Annotated in this window: 20 protein-coding genes; 7 read left to right on the forward strand and 13 right to left on the reverse strand. The window is 66.1% G+C overall.

The annotated features are described in order from the left end of the window. Positions 1–5: 5 nt before the first annotated feature. Positions 6–479 (forward strand): hypothetical protein, encoded by a 474-nt coding sequence (locus U8D42_RS01045; protein ID WP_322860974.1) that lies wholly within the window; start codon positions 6–8, stop codon positions 477–479. A 5-nt stretch (positions 480–484) separates the two neighbouring features. Here U8D42_RS01045 and U8D42_RS01050 read toward each other — a convergent pair whose 3' ends face one another. From U8D42_RS01050 to U8D42_RS01075, 6 genes are all read right to left on the reverse strand, one after another. Continuing rightward, positions 485–1,351: an alpha/beta fold hydrolase gene (locus U8D42_RS01050; protein ID WP_322860973.1), complete on the reverse strand. Its 867-nt coding sequence runs from the start codon at positions 1,349–1,351 to the stop codon at positions 485–487. 15 nt (positions 1,352–1,366) lie between these two features. Continuing rightward, positions 1,367–1,774: a Rieske (2Fe-2S) protein gene (locus U8D42_RS01055; protein ID WP_322860972.1), complete on the reverse strand. Its 408-nt coding sequence runs from the start codon at positions 1,772–1,774 to the stop codon at positions 1,367–1,369. Position 1,775: 1 nt separating this feature from the next. Continuing rightward, positions 1,776–2,921: an amidohydrolase family protein gene (locus tag U8D42_RS01060; protein ID WP_322860971.1), complete on the reverse strand. Its 1,146-nt coding sequence runs from the start codon at positions 2,919–2,921 to the stop codon at positions 1,776–1,778. 29 nt (positions 2,922–2,950) lie between these two features. Beyond that, entirely contained in the window at positions 2,951–4,042 is a 1,092-nt protein-coding gene (locus U8D42_RS01065) for an amidohydrolase family protein (protein ID WP_322860970.1), read from the reverse strand. 207 nt (positions 4,043–4,249) lie between these two features. Further along, a complete protein-coding gene (locus U8D42_RS01070) occupies positions 4,250–5,173 on the reverse strand; it encodes an NAD(P)-dependent oxidoreductase (protein WP_322861023.1) in 924 nt (307 codons plus the stop codon). Positions 5,174–5,225: 52 nt separating this feature from the next. Further along, positions 5,226–5,618 carry a carboxymuconolactone decarboxylase family protein gene (locus tag U8D42_RS01075; protein WP_085242388.1) on the reverse strand — a complete coding sequence of 131 codons (393 nt, stop codon included), beginning with the start codon at positions 5,616–5,618 and terminating at the stop codon, positions 5,226–5,228. Positions 5,619–5,813: 195 nt separating this feature from the next. Between U8D42_RS01075 and U8D42_RS01080 the strand changes: the two genes are divergently transcribed. Both U8D42_RS01080 and U8D42_RS01085 read left to right on the forward strand, forming a co-directional pair. Beyond that, a complete protein-coding gene (locus tag U8D42_RS01080; protein WP_322860969.1) occupies positions 5,814–6,812 on the forward strand; it encodes an acyl-CoA dehydrogenase family protein in 999 nt (332 codons plus the stop codon). Further along, positions 6,796–7,971 carry an acyl-CoA dehydrogenase family protein gene (locus U8D42_RS01085; protein ID WP_322860968.1) on the forward strand — a complete coding sequence of 392 codons (1,176 nt, stop codon included), beginning with the start codon at positions 6,796–6,798 and terminating at the stop codon, positions 7,969–7,971. Before U8D42_RS01080 ends, U8D42_RS01085 begins: the two co-directional genes overlap by 17 nt. A 26-nt stretch (positions 7,972–7,997) precedes the next feature. On the opposite strand, the gene U8D42_RS01090 is transcribed toward U8D42_RS01085, so the two are convergent. The 7 genes from U8D42_RS01090 to U8D42_RS01120 all read right to left on the reverse strand — a co-directional run bounded on the left by U8D42_RS01090 (position 7,998) and on the right by U8D42_RS01120 (position 13,285). Further along, on the reverse strand, positions 7,998–8,570 hold the full coding sequence (locus U8D42_RS01090; protein WP_322860967.1) for a hypothetical protein: 573 nt from the start codon (positions 8,568–8,570) through the stop codon (positions 7,998–8,000). After that, entirely contained in the window at positions 8,567–9,424 is an 858-nt protein-coding gene (locus tag U8D42_RS01095) for a hypothetical protein (protein ID WP_322860966.1), read from the reverse strand. Before U8D42_RS01095 ends, U8D42_RS01090 begins: the two co-directional genes overlap by 4 nt. Positions 9,425–9,473: 49 nt before the next feature. Then, positions 9,474–9,905 (reverse strand): hypothetical protein, encoded by a 432-nt coding sequence (locus U8D42_RS01100; RefSeq protein WP_322860965.1) that lies wholly within the window; start codon positions 9,903–9,905, stop codon positions 9,474–9,476. Between the two features lie 126 nt (positions 9,906–10,031). Then, positions 10,032–11,396, reverse strand: a complete 1,365-nt coding sequence (locus U8D42_RS01105) for a cytochrome P450 (protein ID WP_322860964.1) — start codon at positions 11,394–11,396, stop codon at positions 10,032–10,034. 21 nt (positions 11,397–11,417) lie between these two features. Further along, the gene (locus tag U8D42_RS01110) at positions 11,418–11,612 is read right to left on the reverse strand and encodes a ferredoxin (protein ID WP_322860963.1); all 195 of its coding nucleotides are present in this window, start codon (positions 11,610–11,612) and stop codon (positions 11,418–11,420) included. Between the two features lie 46 nt (positions 11,613–11,658). Beyond that, positions 11,659–12,534, reverse strand: a complete 876-nt coding sequence (locus U8D42_RS01115; RefSeq protein WP_322860962.1) for a mycofactocin-coupled SDR family oxidoreductase — start codon at positions 12,532–12,534, stop codon at positions 11,659–11,661. A gap of 49 nt (positions 12,535–12,583) precedes the next feature. Next, positions 12,584–13,285 carry an SDR family NAD(P)-dependent oxidoreductase gene (locus tag U8D42_RS01120; RefSeq protein ID WP_322860961.1) on the reverse strand — a complete coding sequence of 234 codons (702 nt, stop codon included), beginning with the start codon at positions 13,283–13,285 and terminating at the stop codon, positions 12,584–12,586. 281 nt (positions 13,286–13,566) lie between these two features. Between U8D42_RS01120 and U8D42_RS01125 the strand changes: the two genes are divergently transcribed. The 4 genes from U8D42_RS01125 (at position 13,567) to U8D42_RS01140 (ending at position 18,326) form a co-directional block, all read left to right on the forward strand. Further along, on the forward strand, positions 13,567–15,072 hold the full coding sequence (locus tag U8D42_RS01125) for an aldehyde dehydrogenase family protein (RefSeq protein ID WP_322860960.1): 1,506 nt from the start codon (positions 13,567–13,569) through the stop codon (positions 15,070–15,072). Next, positions 15,069–16,274, forward strand: a complete 1,206-nt coding sequence (locus tag U8D42_RS01130) for a CaiB/BaiF CoA transferase family protein (protein ID WP_322860959.1) — start codon at positions 15,069–15,071, stop codon at positions 16,272–16,274. Before U8D42_RS01125 ends, U8D42_RS01130 begins: the two co-directional genes overlap by 4 nt. Before the next feature lie 384 nt (positions 16,275–16,658). Continuing rightward, positions 16,659–17,471 carry an MlaE family ABC transporter permease gene (locus U8D42_RS01135; RefSeq protein WP_322861022.1) on the forward strand — a complete coding sequence of 271 codons (813 nt, stop codon included), beginning with the start codon at positions 16,659–16,661 and terminating at the stop codon, positions 17,469–17,471. 9 nt (positions 17,472–17,480) lie between these two features. Further along, entirely contained in the window at positions 17,481–18,326 is an 846-nt protein-coding gene (locus U8D42_RS01140) for an ABC transporter permease (protein ID WP_085242374.1), read from the forward strand. Positions 18,327–18,339 lie beyond the last annotated feature (13 nt).

Genomic DNA, 18,339 nt, shown 5'->3' on the forward strand with positions numbered 1-18,339 from the left:
CGCCCATGCGAACTGCGGTGGTGCGCGTCAATGTCGATCCGAAAGACGTGTGCACGCCCGCGCAGCTACGAGACGGCATGGCAGCGCTCCTTCAGCTCGCCGGGCAGTCGGGTGCCGGCGTGGTCGAGAACGACCTCGCGGCTATGCCCCTGGGCCGCCGTGAAGTTGAATTGTTGATCGCGGCCGAACACGGTGACGAGGCCATCGAGGCGGCGATCGGGTTGTGCGCCACAGTGTTCGGTGGCTCCCCGGTTGCCGGGGTGGTCACCTTCATCAGCCGCGGGACCGACGACGATGCGCACGGCGTGCTGTCCGGTTTCGGGCTCACCGGTGAGATCGAGCGGACCCCGGGCGACGAAGGCTTCGACATCGTCTACGTGACGCTGCGTGAGGAGGACCTCGACCGCATCCCGGAGAGCCGGGTTCACACGGCTCTGGAGGCCTCGCTGAACTGCGAGGTCCACATTCGCACCGTCTAGCAACATCACGAGCCCAGGAACTCGAGGATCGCGGGTGCGGCCTGCACCCAGGTGTCGAACATGTTGAAGTGCTGCACCCGCCCCGCCGCGCGGTCTTCGGCCGCACGCTCCCACGCGTCCTCCGGCCAGGGCGGATCGATGAGCTTGGATCCCTTGATCAAACAACTCACCTCGAGCGACGTCCGTTTGGGGTGATCCATGTCGTTCTCGCCGCCGCGGATGATCAACGTGGGAACCTTGATGCGGTCGAACATTTCGTCCTCGACACCCGGAATCGTCTGCCCCGGTTTGGAAACGAACGCGTTGAGCCAGCGCAGCATCACCTTGAGGAATTCGTCTTTGTCGAAGTCGAGGAACCGCTGCTTGTTGTTCGGGTTCTCCTCGATCCGATCGCGCCATTCGGCCACCTTCACCACACCGTCCATTCCGGTGCCGCGCACGGCGAGAATGCTCGGGATGATGTAGAAGGAACCGAGCACGAAGGTGCCGTAGATGCCGCCGACGATGTTCCACACCACCAGCTTGGTGACCATCTCGGGGTAGAGCATCGTGGTGAGCATGGAATCGCGTGCCCCGCCCGATCCGCCGGCGAGGATGCAGCGCTCGAAGCCCAGGCCGGTCACCAGCTTGTGCAGCGTCTCGGCGCGCATGTGCGACTCGCTTTGTCCGTAGAACTGCACATCGGAGGCACCGCAGTTGGGCCGGTCCCACAGCAGGACGCGATACCCGCCGGCGACGAGCGCGTCGGCGAGGGGGCGCAGCCCCTCGATCTCCTTGCTGAACCGCCCGCCCGGCGTCAGCGCAATGAGATCGCCTGACTCACCGAGGATTTCGTAGACAACGTTTCCCCCGTTGATCTCCATTGAAGGCACGCGATTCTCCTGTGGTTAGGCCTGCACCAGAACGTCGTTGCCGACGACGCGCACCGGATAGGTGCGGATGCTCCATTCCGGTTTGACGGCGGTCGTGCCGGTCGCCAGCTCGAAACCCCATTGGTGCCAGGGACAATAGATGTATTCCAGGTCGCGCACCATGACCGAGTCACCCGGAGCGGTTTCGTCGACGATCGTCCGTCCCCGGGCCCGCCCCGAACACAGCGGACCGCCTTGGTGGGGGCAATAATTCGCGATGGCATAGAAGCTGCCGTTGACGTTGTAGACACCGACGCCGTGCCGCCCGATGGGTACCAGCTTGTGCTTGCCCGGCGGGATCTCGTCCACGGTTGCGACGACATGCTCGCGGCCCTGGGCGAGACGGGGCTGGGGCCGTTTGGCTGCCCCTTCTTGTTCGGTCAACTCAGAGCACCCGGGTCTGACCCTCGAGGACCGGAACGGTCTCGGGCAGGTGGTACGTCGCGATGCCGTTCTTGTACATCACGGCGTCGCGGGCCGCTTTGGGCAGGTGCTTGACCAGCCAGCGGGGGTCGTCGAATGTCCAATGCGGGTAATCCGAGGAGAACAGCAGGATCTTCTCGCACTCCATCCATTCCAGCGCGCGGGTCAGCTCGGTCTTGTCTTCGGGATAGTCCAGCGGCTGGGTGGTGAACTTGATGTGGTCCTTGACGTATTCGGACGGCTTGCGCTTGATGTCCACCCACGACTTGCGGGCCTCGTAGATCGCGTCCATCCGCCACATCAGCGGCAGGATCCAGGTGAACGCGTGCTCGACGAAGACGATCCGCAGCGTCGGGAAGCGGTCGAAGACGCCGTCGAAGATCAGGCTCATCACCTGATTGGCGGCCAGCAGCGAATAGGTCACCATGAAGTCGTGGTTGTAGCTGGGGAATCCCACCGGCGGAATCGGTAATTCGTCGTACTGGCTGCGCGACAGGTGGCAGCTCACGGTGATGTCGTGCTTGGTCGCCGCCGCCCAGATCGGGTCGTATTTGGGATGGCCCCACGACGGCTTGGGCTCCGCCTTGATCAGGATCTGCGCCATGTAGGGGTGCCCCGCCCAGCGCTCGATTTCGCGCACGGACTCTTGCGGCTCCTCGATGGCCAGGCAGATCGAACCGCGCCACCGCTCGTGCCAGTTGTTGTGGCTGTCCAGCCAGTGATTGGCCTGCCAGTCGTTGAGCGCGTACGACATTGCGTGTTGCGCTTCGGGCAGCCGGGCCGGGTAGGCGGCGGGTTCCAGGATCGCGATGTCGGAGCCCGCCTCCATGATCAGCTGGCGAAACGCCAAGTCCGGGTCGCTGCAGGGAAACTCGCCGTTGGGGGGGAAGGTGTCCACCCGCATCGCGTAGGAGTGCGCATAGTCGGGGGCGTCGTAGTAGATCAGCTCGCCCACGTTGCGGTTGAGGAAGTACTTGCTGCGCCACGGCTCGGGGATGTACGGAACCAGCTCGCCGCGTTTGGGCGCCGGGTGAACATCCGAGTCGACGCACCGGACGGCTATGCGCTCGGCAGCGGGTACCCGCTCCTGCGAATGTGTCAACGTCATCTCGAACTCCTCGGTCTCACGTCCTACTCCTACTGTGCGCCGACCCCGGCGGGCATGTCTATGCCGTAGAGCTGCGCCGCGTTGCGCCAGCACACCTTTTCGCGCTGTTCGGCGGAGAGCGCGCCGGGCAGCTTCGTGGCATCACCGAACTGCCAGTGCGGGTAGCTGGAGCCGAACATCACCATGTCGTCCTTGCCGGTGAAGCCGAACCATTCGCCGGCGAACTCGACATCGCCGGGACCGTCGAGGCTGCCCTGGACGAAGTACACGTGCCCGGGCAGGTAGTCGCTGGGAATGCGCGGCGCCCACGGCGTCTGCTCGAGGTGCGGCCGCCCGAATGTGTCCATCCGCCAGATGAACGGTGTCACGAAGTCGGCGGCGCCGTCGGCCCAGACGAACTTCAGTCCGGCGAAGCGCTCGAACACTCCCTCGGCGATCATGTTCATCAGGTGGTAGATGTAATTCAGCGCCATGAAGCTGACGTATTGCTCGTAGGTGCGGGTGTTGCCGGACGGCGTTGGCGGGAACATGATCCCGTTGCCCACCTCGATGTGCGCGGCCACCGGCAGGCCGGCGTCGACCGCGGCCTCCCACAGCGGCCAGAACTGCGGTTTGCCGTACAGCTCGCGGGATTGCAGCGGGACGCCGATCTGGACGACGCGCGGATGCGCGCGCCATTTCTCGATCTCCCGCAATGCGCCGGCGATGTCGTCCGGATTGACCCGGATGGTGCCGCGGAACTTCTCGCCGAACTCGCTGGACTCCAGCCAGTTCGACACCATCATCTCGTTGTGGGCGGCGTGCAGGGCGGTGCCGAGGTGCCGGTCGGGCATGATGCCGCGGCCCATCGGATGCAGGACGGCGACGTCGACTCCGCGCTTCGAAAACAGCTCCTGGGCAACGAATTCCGGATCTGATCCGGGGTATTGGCCGTCCGTTCCCTCGGTGTTCGGCGCGTACTCACCGCCGGGAGCGCCGTACCAGTCCATCTCGTAATCGGGGAAGCCGCGGCTCTTGAACGGCTCGCGCAGGGTCTTCCGCAGCGCCTTGTTGGACGGGAAGAAGATGTGCACGCTCGCGTCGATGAGCGGTGTGCGAGTGCCGTCAGCGTGTTCGATCACGAAAGCCATCCTTCGACTCGGGCGGCAGATGCGAGCCCAGCCGGGTCATATGATAGATAATCTAACATTTTTCTCAACGGTCATTCAACGGGTTTTCGGTAAGCGTTTCGTTTAGTCATCATCGCTGGTAGTAGGCGATTTCCCGCGGGTTTCGCAAGTATCGTTCTTAAATCTGGATAATACCATTCTCTGGCCCGCGGATCGGGGTCATCCGCCTCTATGCAGGGGGTGACCGGGCGGGGCGGGCGACGGGCCGACCGTCACGCCGGCGGCCCGCTCGAGCGGTTTGATGACCGTCGTGAAGTCGGAATCGGGGCCTTGGTCATCCGCGACCCGCTCCCAGAGCCGGCGGATGGTGGTGGCCACGTCCGTCGGCACGCCGAGCGCTTCCGCTTCCTCGAGATAGAGCCGCACGTCTTTGACCATCAGCCCGGTGGCAAACCCGTAATCGAACGTCCCGGGCAGGATCGCGCGGGGGAACTTGTCCCGGCTCGCGCTGGTGGCGCCCGAGCCGGCGTTGAGCACCTCGATCATCACGGCCGGGTCGAGCCCGGCCTTCACACCCATCACCACGACCTCCGCGGTCGCGGCCAGGACGTTGGCCGCCAGCACGTTGTTGGCCAGCTTCATCGTCTGCGCCAAACCGGGTTTGGCTCCGACGTAGAACGGTCGGCCGATCGCCTCGAGGGCGGGTCGGGCGGCCTCGAATCCGGCGCGCGGACCGGACACCATGATCGCGAGGGCGCCCTTCTCGGCCCCGCCGACACCGCCGCTGACCGGGCTGTCGATCGCCACGATGTCGCGCTGGGCGAGCCGGTCGTGGATCTGGCCCGCGGTGCGGCTGCCGATCGTGGACAGGTCGACGTAGCGCTCGATCCGCGCGCCCGCGATCACGCCCGCCGCACCGGTCGCCACCTCGAGCGAGGCGGCCGGCGTGGGGAGGCTGGCCAGCACCGTCTCGGCACGGTCGGCGACGTCTTTCGGCGACGACGCGGGACGCGCCCCCAAGGCGACGACGCGCTCCAGCGCCTCCTCGCGCGTGTCGAACGCCACGACGTCATGGTTTTGCTCAATCAGGCGCCGTGCCATGGGAAAACCCATGTTCCCCAGCCCGACGAATCCCACCCGCACGGCGATCCCCGAATCTTGATGGTGGCGACCCGCTGCGCCCGGCTTCGCCGCGCTAGCGATCGCCACGGTCCCGCTCTAGTTCGGCGAACGCCTCGCGGGCGATGCGGAAGCTGTCGACCGCGGCCGGCACTCCCGCGTAGATGGCGACCTGCAGGAAGATCTCGCGAATCTCCTCGCGGGTGACGCCGTTGGTCAGCGCCGCCTTGACGTGCGTGCGCAGTTCGTTCGGGCGGTTCAACACCGAGATCATCGCCAGGTTGAGCATGCTGCGCGTCTTTCGGGACAACTCGTCGCGGCCCCACACCGCGCCCCAGCAATACTCGGTGACCAGGTCCTGCAGGGGCTTGGTGAAGTCGTCCGCGTCGGCCAGGGCGCGGCTGACATACTCCTCGCCCAGCACGGCGGAGCGGATGTCCAGCCCCCGTTGGTAGGTCTCGCGATCCAATGGTCTTTCCCTTCGTCCGGGGGCGCCGGCGTCGTAATGCCCCGAGCGCAGTCTCGCATCGCGACCGGTCGACGCGGTCGGCATCGATATCCGCCGGGCCGCGTCCGTGACCCCGTAACCCGACTGCGAGATTATTACTTCCGCATGCGAGAATGATATTCTCGCGCCGGCGGTGATGACAGGGAGGCGGCCTTCATGCTGTTGGAGTTCGATGCCGATCAGCGGCTGTGGCAGAAGACCGTTCGCGACGCCGTCGCCAAGCAGTGCCCACCCGCTCTGGTGCGCGGCGTGGCCGAGGACGGTGTCGACCCCAGCCCCTTGTGGAAGTCGTATGTGGACCAGGGCTGGACCGAGCTGAACGATGCCGCCAGCGCCGTCGAATTGGCTGTCGTGCTCGAGGAATTGGGGCGCGCGACCGACCCCACCCCCTTCCTGGCGACGATGAGCCAGTTCGCCCCGTTGGCGGCTGAGCAGTTCGATCCGCACGAGTCGGGCACCGCCGTGTACGGCGGGGTGGCGGCGCACCGGGACGCCGAGGGCTGGGTGTTGGACGGGACCGCGCGGCATGTGCTCGACGGCGATCGCGTCGACCGCTTGGCGGTGGTGACCGACGCCGGGGTGTTCGTCATCGCGTCGAACCAGGTGTCGGCGCGGCGGACGGCGATCTTCGATCCCGTCCTGCACATCGCCGACCTGTCGTTCGGCGAAGTCCGGGTGCCCGACAGCGCTCGGCTCACCGTCGACTCCGAGCGCGCGCACCACATCGCGCTGACGGGCATGGCGATCACCATGGTCGGTGCGTGCCAGCGCATCCTCGATCTGGTGCTCGAACACGTCCGGAGCCGGCAGCAATTCGGCGTGCCGATCGGTTCGTTCCAGGCCGTTCAGCACAAGGCCGCGGACATGCACGTCGCGGTCGAACGGGCCAGGGCCCTGGCGTACTTCGCGGCGCTGACCATCGCCGCCGACGATCCCCGCCGCCGGCTCGCGGCGGCCATGGCCAAGGCGTCGGCCGGGGAGTGCCAGTCGCTGGTCTTCCGGCATGGTTTACAGCTCCACGGTGCAATGGGATTCACGTGGGAGAACGATCTGCAGTTCGCGCTGAAGCGCGCCAAGGCCGGTGAGTTGATGCTGGGCGGCGCCGCCGAGCACCGGGCGCGCATCGCGGAGGAGTACCGTGCAGCTGACTTTTGATTCCGACGTCGAGGCGTTTCGGTCGGAGTTCGCGGCCTTCCTCGACGAAAACCTGCCGCCCGCAAGCGAAACGCTGGAGCGGCCCCGTTCGGTGTCCCATATGCCGCGGTGGGCGCGCGACTGGCAGCGGCTGTTGTTCGACAACGGCTGGCTGCTGCCGAGCCAGCCGCCGGAGTTCGGCGGCCGCAACGCGACGGTCATTCAGCAGTTCGTCTACCTCGAGGAACTCAGCCGCCGCCGGATCTACCACAGCTTCAACCCGCAGGGCGTGAACATCGTTGCGGCGTCGCTGTTGTCGTTCGGCAGCGAGGAACACAAGCGACGGTGGGCGGTGCCGATCCTGCGGGCCGAGATCACCGCATCGCTGGGCATGAGTGAACCCAGCGCGGGCTCCGACCTGGCGTCGTTGCGCACCCGCGCCGTGCTGGACGGCGACCACTTCGTGGTCAACGGGCAGAAGGTGTGGACGTCGGGCGCCCACGACGCCGACGTCCTGCTGACGTTCGTGCGTACTAACCCGGATGCGCCCAAGCACAAGGGGATCAGCGCGCTGATCATCCCCACCGACACACCGGGAGTCGTGCGCCGGCCGTTCCCGTCGATCTGCGGCGCCGACGACCTGGATTTCAACGAGGTCTTCTTCACCGACGCCCGGGTGCCGGCGGAGAATCTGGTCGGCGAGCTCGACCAGGGCTGGCGGGTCGCCAACGGGTCGCTGGGGCACGAGCGCACGATGATGTGGCTGGGTTTCGCCGATCGGCTCGACAACATGATCGACGACTTCCATCCCGGCACGGAGGTCGAGCGCGACCAGTACGCCAGCACCATCATGGACAAGCAGGCGCTGCGCCTGCTGGGGTCGGCGGCCTTGGCCCGCGCCTCCCGCGGCGAAGACGACGTGGCGGCGATCTCGGTGCTCAAGCTGCTCGGGTCCGAGGCCGAGCTGCGTGCCATGGAGCTCGCGCTGACGTCGGCGGGCGCCGACGGCCTGGTTCACCCGGGCCTGACCGGGCCGTATGCACACATGAACCTCGACCACTACTTCGCCAGTTGGTTCGAGCGCTATGCCCGCAGCTTCTCGGGGACAATCGCCGGGGGCACCTCGGAGATCCAGCGCAACATCATCGCCCAACGGGTGCTCGGGCTGCCGCGGGGTTAGCTCCCCCTGTCGAGCGAACCGAGTCGCTAGACCGGGTCGAACTTGGTGATCAGCCAAGCCCCGTTGACGCGGCTCACACTCACCAGCACGCTGCTGGACGCCATCGCTGGGTCCGGGTTGTCCTTACTGGTGGTGCTCTGATCGACCAACACCAGTACGACCGCCGAATTCGGATGCAGCTCCGAGACCGCGGCCCCGATCACCCGAGCGCTGGTTTTCAGGGACTTCTGCTTGGCCGCCGGAGCGACGATCTGCTCGGTGAACTGGTTGTAGTACGACAGGAAATCCCCGGACAGGTGCGACTTCGCCGCGGCGAAGTCTTTGTCGAGTGTGTCGGGCGAGTAGGACAGCAGCGCGACCGTGCCGTCGGACGCCGCAGCGACGACCGCGTTGGCGACGCCGGCGTCGGTTTGTTTGTCGGGCCGGTACTGGGTGAAGTACAGCCATGTCGCCACGCCACCGGAGAGCAGCAGGAGCGAAACCAGAAGGACGGGAAGGACCTTCACCCTGCGCCGCGCCCGAGGCTTGCTCGGTTCACTGTCGTCGGTCTGTTCGGGAGAGTCGGCGTCGGCGTCGACGTCGCGGCCTTCGTCGCTCATGGAACGAACTCCAGTTTGGACATCTTGTACTGCCCGCCGTCGTCTGTGACGGTCACTTTGAGCCGCCAATTGCGTGGTTCGTCTTTGGCGCCCGCGGCGTTGCTGATCCGCGATGACGCCGCGACGAGCACCAACGCGGAATTCCCCTCGATGGATTGCACGGCCGCCGCGTTCACGGTTCCCTGGGTGACCACCTTGGACTGCTCGACAACCGTCGTGAAATCCTTCGCGCGCTGCTGGAAGTCGTCCCTGAACTGGCCAGTTGAATTGTCGATCACCCGCTGGACGTCCTCCTTGGCCCGATTGAAGTCCATCGAGAACATGTTGACGACGCCTTGTTTGGCCCCAGCGATGAAGTTCGCGGTGCGCTGGTTGCGCTCGGTGGTCTCGTGGCGTTCCCACACCATGTATCCGCTGGCCCCGACGAAGGCGCAGATGAGAACGATGACGGCCGCTTTCCACGTCACGGACCACGGTGGCAGCCGCACGCGTCGCCGGGAGCGGGCCGGCTCGGATTCCGACTCGGTTTCTTCCGGGGTTTCGCCGGAGACTTCTTCGGCGGTCTCCGCATCACCGGTGGCTTCGGCAGCGTCGGCGACATCGTCTTCGGCCTCCGCTTTGGCGGTGTCGGTCGCGTCCTCGTCGGCGTCCGGGGCTGCCTCGGCGGCCCCTGCCGGGGCCTCTTTCTCCGCTTGGGCCTGCGCTTCACGCCGCAGCCGGGCGGCGCGGGCGCGAGCGCGCGCCGCGGCCGCCAGCGCTTCGGCCTCGGCCGCTTCCGCCTCGGCCTCTTCCAGCAACGCCTTCACGTCGGCTTTAGAGGTGGCCGAATCTTGCGGTTCCTTCGCCTCAGCCATCGCGCTTGCTGCCCGTCACTTTCATATCGACTGACTCCGGGTCACGCGGCTACCATCGCACGAGCGAAAACGGATAACTAGCGGTGCCCCCCGGTCCGCCACCGCAACCCGTGTCGAACGTGGAGTCGACCTGACCCGCCATCGTCGTCGCATCCCACGAGTAAACGTCATGAGAGGGAAAGAACTGGACCACGCAGCGCACACCGTCGGGCACGTCAACGGCCATGGTGTAGCGGCCGTTGGTCAGATGAGCGTTTGCGTTCCAGAACGCCGCTTGCCCGTTGGGCTGCGCAATCGCTTGAATGGTCAGGCATTCCGGTCCTTGATCGTATCGGCACGGCCGAATCGCCCAAATCCAAAGGTGGCCCGGATCCCGGTTGGTGTCCACCCGGTAGTTGCCGACCTGGATGTCCGCGTGGGCCGTCGGCGCGACGGTCAGTGCGACCGTGGCAAGCGCAAGGCTTGCTGCGAACGTCTTCACCGATGCGTCTCCCGTCTCTGCGCACGCGCCTGGCCTGAATATAGAGCGCGGCTCTGCTGAACAGGCGTACTCGGGAAAATTGGGGCGGTCAATGGACGGCTTTCTCCTGCATGGCGACGCCGCAGGTCAGTCGATGACGGCGGCTTCCTTGCGTTCGGTGATCGGCCTGGCGAGTTCCTGTTGGTCGCAGATGCGTTGCAGCTTCTCCAGCGTCTCGTCCAGCCCGGCCCCGATCTTGCGGCCGGGGGTGAAGGTGGCCGGCAGTTTGCGCATGCCCTGGATGACGCCGATGGTCTCGTAGTGGATGGTGCCCTCAGGGTCACAGCGGTAGTCGGGCATCCGGTCGAGAACCGCCGTCAGCATCGATTTGAACACGGTGCGTGCCACGTTTGATCCGATGCACCGGTGGACGCCGAGGCCAAAGCTGAAGTGGCGATTACCTTTGCGGTCCAGGATGATTTCATCCGGGTCTTTGAACACCGACGGGTCGCGGTTGGCCATGGCCCACGAAATCCATAGCCGTTCACCCTCTTTGAACTGGGTGCCGTCGAGCTTGACATCGTCGGAGAATGTTCGGCCATCGCCGGGTGCCGGGGTGAAGTACCGCAGGAACTCCTCGGTCGCCGGGTCGAGCAGGGTATCGCGTCGCTTGCTGAGCAACTCACGTTGATCGGGGTGCTCCGAAAGCCATTCCAGCGAATGGGCGGTCAGTGCGGTCGTGGTGTCGAAGCCGCCGCCGATGACCAGCCCGAGATTGCCGAGGATCTCCAGATCCGGGGCGGGCTCGCCGTCGATCCGCATCTCCAGCAGAGCGTTCACGATCCCGGGCCGCGGATTCTCGCGAATCTCGATCATGTTGTTGACCAGGTCGAGCCCCATCTGCCGGTGCATCTCGGTGACCCGTTGGATGTCCGGGGAATGCTCGGGCGTGTACACGGCCGCGTGGGTGGGCTCGCTGTACATCTGCCAGTTCTTCAGCGGGATGCCCAGCATGGCCAGGGTCAGGACCGCAGGCACGACGTTGGCCAGATCATCGACGAAGTCGATGTGGCCTCCCTCGATCTTCTCGTCGAGGCAGGCGCGAGTCACGTCGTCGATGAACGGCTTCCAGCGCTTGACCGCGGCGGGCGAGAGGTAGGGGTTGAGCACGTTGCGGTAGATGCGGTGTTCGGGCTCGTCCATCTCGAGGATCCCGCCGCGCACGCCATTGATGCGGCTGGCCGTCGGAATCGAAATGCCCTTGTAGCCGCGGCGTTCGTTATTGACATCGTGATCGTTGGAGACCGCGGGGCAGCGAGCGAGCTCGAACACCTCATGGCTTCCTGCCGCCACCCAGTGGCCGCCGTAGGTGTCGCTCCAGGCCATCGGGCACTTCGCGTGCATCTCTTCGGTGATGGCCTTGAAGTTCGACCGGTATTCCGGGGAATGCCGCTCAAACTGATACCGCGTCTTCTTCCGTTCGCTATCGCTGACGGTGTCGTCGACACTCAAAGCTCTGTCTCCCTTTACGTGTCATTCGGTGATGATGATGGCCTGCTCCGGGCAGGATTGGGCGGCTTCGCGAACCTGGTCCTGCCGATCGGCGGGCACCACTTCATCGACCGCGGATGAACTGCCGTCGATGTCGCTGAGCTGAAACGACTCCGGCGCGATCATCGCGCACAGGGTGTGGCCCTGACAGCGTTCGGGATCGACCCAGACCTTCACGGTGTCTCCTTGCGGTGGTTCGTTGTGGATTCGAGTTGGGGGCTTCTCAGTTGTGGTAGTCGTACCACTTCAGGTAGCCGCCGGCGTCGACGCGCAACTGCATGCCCGTGACGTACCTGGCCTCGTCGGAGGCCAACCACAGCACGGCGTTGCTGATGTCTTCCGGCTCGACATACGGAATCCTCATGGCCTGTTGCACGCCGAACACGGGTTCGGCGTCCGCCCGGGTCGGGTGTTCGAGGTCCGGCCGGAACGAGCGGTACATCGGCTCGCTCTGCAGCATGGCGGTGTTGGTGTTCGTGGGGTGCACGACGTTGGCGCGAATTCCCAACGGCGCCAGCTCGGTTGCCAGGTCGTGCACGTAGTGCGCGATCGCGCGCTTGGAGTGCACGTAGGCCATGCCACCCGGATCGTTGCCCGGGGCGTCCTTCTTGGCCGTATCCATCAGCGCCGCAGTGGATCCGGTGGCGATGATCGAGGCGCCGGCCCGCAGGTGCGGCAACGCGACCTGGATGGCGTTGACGGTGCCGATCAGGTTGGTGTCGATCACGTCGCACCACGCCTGCATCGGCGGCTCGCCCTTCATCCCGGCGACCCCGGCCTGCGCGACCACGATGTCGAGGCGGCCGAACTCGGCCAGCCCGGTGTCCAGCGCGTCGCGCAGTTGGGCGGCGTCGCGCACGTCGGCGCGGGCGGTCACCGCGGCCTGGCCGGTCTTCTCGACGAGCCGTGCGGTCTCGTCGAGATCCTCTGGCGCGGCCATCGCGTAGCCGATGGTGTCGATGTCGCAGCACAGGTCGACGGCGATGATGTCGGCGCCTTCCTCGGCCAGTCGCACCGCGTGGCTGCGGCCCTGGCCGCGCGCCGCGCCGGTGACGAAGGCGACCTTGCCCCGTACGCGCCCGTGTGCGCCGTCCGCCACCGCTTCTCCTTCCAATTGGTCGCCGAAGACCGTCGAGGGCCGCGACGTTTCAGGTGTTGCGACCGCCGTTGACGCCCAACAGCTGACCGGTGATGTAGCCGGCCTCGTCGGACACCAGGAAGGCGCAAGCCGCCGCGATGTCTTCCGGCTTACCCATCCGGCGCACCGGGGTCCGCGCGATGGTCTCGTCGATGTCGCCCAGGAAGCCGTTCTCCGCCGCGGCGCGCAGCATCGGGGTGTCGATGAAACCCGGCGGCACCGCGTTGACCGTGATGCCGGCGGGGCCGTACTCGAGCGCCAGCGATTTGGTGAGCCCGTTGACCGCCGACTTGGCCGCCACGTAATGGCTCATGTAGGGCGCGCCGGAATGCGTGCTCGACGAAGAGATGTTGACGATCCGCCCCCATTTGGCCTCGATCATGTCGGGCAGCACCGCCTGGATGGTGTGGAAGACCCCGTTGAGGTTGACGTCGAGCACCCGCCGCCAGTCCTCGAACGTGATGTTGGTGAAGCGCTTGAATCCGTCCAGGCCCGCGGCGTTGACGAGGACCGTGACGGGGCCCAGCTGGGTGCGGATCGCCGCGAAGGCGGCATCCACCTGCGACCGATCGGTGACGTCGGCGGTGAAGGAGTGGTCGTCGTCCGACGGCCGGAGGTCGATCGTGGCGACGTCGAGGCCGTCGGCGCGCAGCCGTTGCGCGACGGCAAGGCCGATGCCGGATCCGCCACCGGTGACCACCGCAGTCTTCACGTTGATGCCTCTACTCCACGGGTGACCGTCTCAGTCACAAAGAATCACGCTTACAATTATGAGAACCCTACTCTCACGCCGGAGCGGGTGGCAACCTCCCCGGGAAACCCCGTGCGGCCTGCGTCGGGGCGGTCGTTGCACCACCGGATCGGCGGTTGGGGTGCTGGTCAGCGGCCCGCTCTCATTCCTGAGAGTTTCTTGAATTATCGAGACGCGAATGTAAGATTCGCCGGGGAAGAGAATCAAATTATCGCGACCGTCACCACGTTAGGGAGTACGGAATGGCTGCCCAGGACACGGCAGAGCCCGCCGCGGACGCCGCGCCTGAGTCACACGCCGACCGCCGGCTGCTGATCGGTGGCCGTCTGGTCACCGCCGACACCACATTCCCGTCGATCAATCCCGCCACCGGCGCGGTCATCGGGCATGCGCCGGACGCCGGCGCCGCGGAAGCCGCGGCGGCGATCGAAGCGGCCCGGGATGCGTTCGACACCACCAGCTGGCCGACCGACGTCGAGTTGCGCATCCGCTGCCTCGATCAGCTGCATCAGGCGCTGATCGACCACGCCGACGAGCTGCGCGAGCTGACCATCGCCGAGGTCGGCGCCACCCGGGCGCTGACCCAGGGCGCCCAGCTCGACGAGCCGATCGGCATCGTGCGCTTCTACGCCGACCTGCTGCGCACCTACCAGTTCTCTGAGGACCTCGGGGAGAGGCAGTCGCGCGGGATGCTCCATCACCGCTGGGTGGAAAGGGAAGCCGCCGGCGTGGTCGCGGCGATCATCGCCTACAACTACCCGAATCAGCTGGCGTTGGCGAAGCTCGCCCCCGCGCTGGCCGCCGGGTGCACCGTGGTCCTCAAGGGTGCGCCGGACACACCCTTGGTCACGCTAGCGCTCGGTGAGCTGATCGCCGAGCACACCGACATCCCCGACGGCGTGGTGAACGTGCTCAGCTCCTCGGGCCCCGCGGCGGGGGAGGCGCTGACCACCAGCCCCGACGTCGACGTCGTCACCTTCACCGGATCAACGGCCGTCGGGCGCAAGATCATGGCCGCCGCGAGCGGGACGGTCAAGCGGGTGTTCCTGGAACTGGGTGGCAAGTCGGCCGCCATCATGCTGGACGACGCCGACTTCGCCGCCGCGGCGACGTTCGCGGCGTTCAGCATGGTGACGCACGCGGGGCAGGGCTGCGCCCTGACATCGCGGCTGCTGGTCCCGAGGTCGCACCACGACGAGATCGTCGAGCTGATCGCGCAGAACTTCGCCCACGTCCGCCACGGCGACCCCGCGGATCCGAAAACCTACATGGGCCCGCTGATCAACGAGCGCCAGCGGGACAAGGTCGACGGCATGGTCCAGCGGGCCGTCGCCGCGGGCGCAACCCTGGTCACCGGGGGCAAGCGACTGGACCCGGGCTACTTCTATGCGCCGACGCTGCTCACCGATGTCGATCCTGACAGCGAGATCGCGCAGGAGGAGATCTTCGGCCCGGTGCTCGTCGTGATCGCGTTCGACGATGACGACGACGCGGTGCGCATCGCCAACAACTCGATCTACGGACTCGCGGGCGCCGTCTTCAGCCGCGACGAGGACCGCGCACTCGCGGTGGCGCGCCGGATCCGGGCCGGCTCCTTCTCCATCAACGGCGGCAACTACTTCGGTGCGGACAGCCCGTTCGGGGGCTTCAAGCAGTCGGGGGTAGGCCGCGAGATGGGTGTGGCCGGGCTGGAGGAGTTCCTGGAGAGCAAGACGTTCGCGGTGCCGGCGCCGGGAGCCCCGGCGTGAGGCCGCTCGAGGGCATCCGCGTCCTAGAGGTCGCGATGTACGGGTTCGTCCCGTCGGCGGGCGCCGTGCTCGCCGAGTGGGGCGCCGACGTCGTCAAGGTCGAACACGCGGTAACCGGCGACCCCCAGCGCGGTCTCCGGCAGACCGGCATGCTGCGCGTCGAGGGCGACCCCAACCCCAACATCGAACACGCGAACCGCGGCAAGCGCAGCATCGGCCTGGACATGTCGGTGCCGGAGGGCAAGGAGGTGCTCTACGAGCTGGCCCGACGGTCGGATGTCTTCCTCACCAGCTTCCTGCCCGGCGCCCGCCAGAAGTTCGGGATCGACATCGATGACATCCGGGCGGTGAACCCGAACATCGTCTACGCGCGCGGAAGCGCGCTCGGCCCGCGCGGGGAGGAGTCGGTGAAGGGTGGTTACGACATGACCGCCTTCTGGTGCCGGGCCGGAACCGCCGCGACCATCACGCCGGCGGGGATGCCGGGGATGATCGCGCCGCCCGGACCCGCGTACGGCGACACCATCTCCGGCACAAATCTCGCGGGTGGCATCGCGGCGGCCCTGCTGAAACGGGAACGCACCGGCGAACCGTCCATCGTCGACGTGTCGCTGCTGGGCAGCGGGCTGTGGTCGATGGGACACACGGTCGCGCTCACAAAGCATTTGGGCCAGCGATTGGAAGCACCGCCGCCGGGGGTGCACGGCGCCCCGAACAACCCCTTGGTGGGCCTGTACACGACGTCCGACGGGCGCTACATCTCCTTCGTGATGATGCAGCCCACCAAGTTCTGGGCCGACGTGTGCCGGCACGTCGACCTACCGGAGCTGGCCGAGGACCCGCGCTTCGAAACGGTGGAGAAGATCGCCGCGAACACGGCGGATGCGGTCGAGCTCCTGACCAAGGCCATCGCAACCCGCACGCTGGCCGAGTGGAGCGAGCGCTTCGCCACGCTGGCGGGGCCGTGGGCGCCCGTCCAGGACACCCTGCAGGCCGCCGACGACGCGCAGGTCCGGGCGAACGAGTACATGGTGCACGCCGGCGAGCTCGACCTGGTCGCGAATCCGGTCCAGTTCGACGTCGCGGCTCCGCAAACGGGGCCGGCACCCGGATTCGCCGAGCAGACGGACGAGATCTTGATGGAACTCGGACTCGACTGGGACCGCATCATCGAACTCAAGACGGCCGGCGCCGTCACCTAGGACCGGAGATCTCGTTGATGTTCGAGGCGACCGTCGCGGCTGTGGCGACACATTGGCCCCGGCTAAGCGGACTGCTGATTGCTTGTCGGATAACGGTTATGCGTTTTCCATTCCGTCCGGACCCGGCATGAGTCATAATCGCCGGACGCTTCAAGACATGGGGCCCCACGTTTTGGAGCGTCAACTCACGCAACAGAATGGAGGGCCCGGCGTGAGGATGGACAGCGCCGTCACGCCCGAGGCAGATGCCGGATCCCGGCCGCGCACAGGGCGTTTCGTCGTCGCCAGCGCGCCGTCGTGGCCGTCGTCTCAGCCAAATCTACAGCAGTCAATAGGCGGGAACAAGACCGTCGGTCTCGTAACTCAGGAAAGGGTTTGAGGCCGATGGCAATTAGCAACGACCGCTGGTCCCCCGGATTACCCTCGTTGAGACTCAAGAATCTGTCCGGATCCATGCAGGCCGTCGGGGCCCTATTCGCAATGTCGGCCGATGCGGTGAAGTTCGCGTTCCGCCGGCCGTTCCAGTGGCGGGAGTTCTTGGAGCAATCCTGGTTTGTCGCGCGGGTGTCGCTGGCCCCCACTCTGTTGGTGGCCATCCCGTTTACCGTCCTGGTCAGCTTCACGCTGAACATCCTGTTACGCGAACTGGGCGCGGCGGATCTCTCCGGTGCGGGTGCCGCGTTCGGTGCGGTCACCCAGCTCGGACCGCTGGTCACGGTCTTGATCGTGGCGGGAGCTGGTGCCACGGCAATGTGTGCGGACCTGGGGGCGCGAACGATTCGTGAAGAAATCGACGCGATGGAGGTGCTGGGCATCAACCCGGTGCAGCGGTTGGTCACACCGCGCATGCTGGCTTCCGGGTTGGTCGCCTTCCTGCTCAACAGCCTCGTGGTCATCATCGGCGTCCTGGGCGGCTACGTCTTCTCGGTGTTTGTCCAAGGCGTCAATCCCGGCGCGTTCGCCGCGGGTATCACATTGCTCACCGGTGTGCCCGAGGTGATCATTTCGTGCATCAAGGCAGCGCTTTTCGGGCTCATCGCCGGCTTGGTCGCCTGCTATCGGGGCCTGTCGATCAGCGGCGGCGGCGCCAAGGCCGTTGGCAACGCGGTGAACGAAACCGTGGTTTATGCCTTCATGTCTCTGTTTGTCGTCAACGTGGTCGTCACCGCGATCGGCATCAAGATGACGGCGAAGTAGGGGCAGGCAATGGCGCTGAGGGCCACATATCCGCGGTTGATCCGCGAATTCGAGAGGCCGGTCGCCTTGATGGGCCGGATCGGCGACCACACCATCTTCTACGGTAAAGCGCTCGCCGGAGTGCCCTTCGCCGCTACCCGCTACACCCGCGAAGTCGTCCGACTCGTTGCCGAGATCAGCATGGGCGCGGGCACTTTGGCGATGATCGGCGGAACCGTGGTGATCGTTGGCTTCCTGACGCTGGCGGCGGGCGGCACACTGGCGATCCAGGGTTACACCTCGCTGGGCAACATCGGCATCGAGGCGCTGACGGGCTTCTTGGCCGCGTTCATCAATGTGCGCATCGCGGCGCCGGTGGTCGCGGGGATCGGTCTGGCCGCCACCTTCGGCGCCGGGGTGACCGCCCAGCTGGGTGCCATGCGGATCAACGAAGAGGTCGATGCCTTGGAGAGCATGGCAATTCGGCCGGTCGCCTACCTGGTGAGCACCAGGATCCTGGCGGGAATGATGGCGATCACGCCGTTGTACAGCATCGCCGTCATCCTGTCGTTCGTGGCGAGTCAGTTCACCACGACGTTCTTGCTCGGGCAGTCGCAGGGCCTGTACCAGCACTACTTCAACACGTTCCTGAACCCGATCGACTTGTTGTGGTCGTTTCTGCAGGCCATCCTGATGGCGCTCACCATCCTGCTCATCCACACTTACTACGGTTATTTCGCTTCGGGGGGCCCGGCCGGTGTGGGCAATGCGACCGGCAACGCGGTGCGCACCTCGCTGATCGTCGTGGTGTCGGTAACACTGCTGGTCTCGCTGTCTATCTACGGTACGAACGGCAACTTCAACCTGTCCGGTTAGCCAAGGAGGTGGA

Origin of the sequence: Mycobacterium europaeum, assembly GCF_034555895.2 — a bacterium.
Lineage (GTDB): Bacteria > Actinomycetota > Actinomycetes > Mycobacteriales > Mycobacteriaceae > Mycobacterium > Mycobacterium europaeum.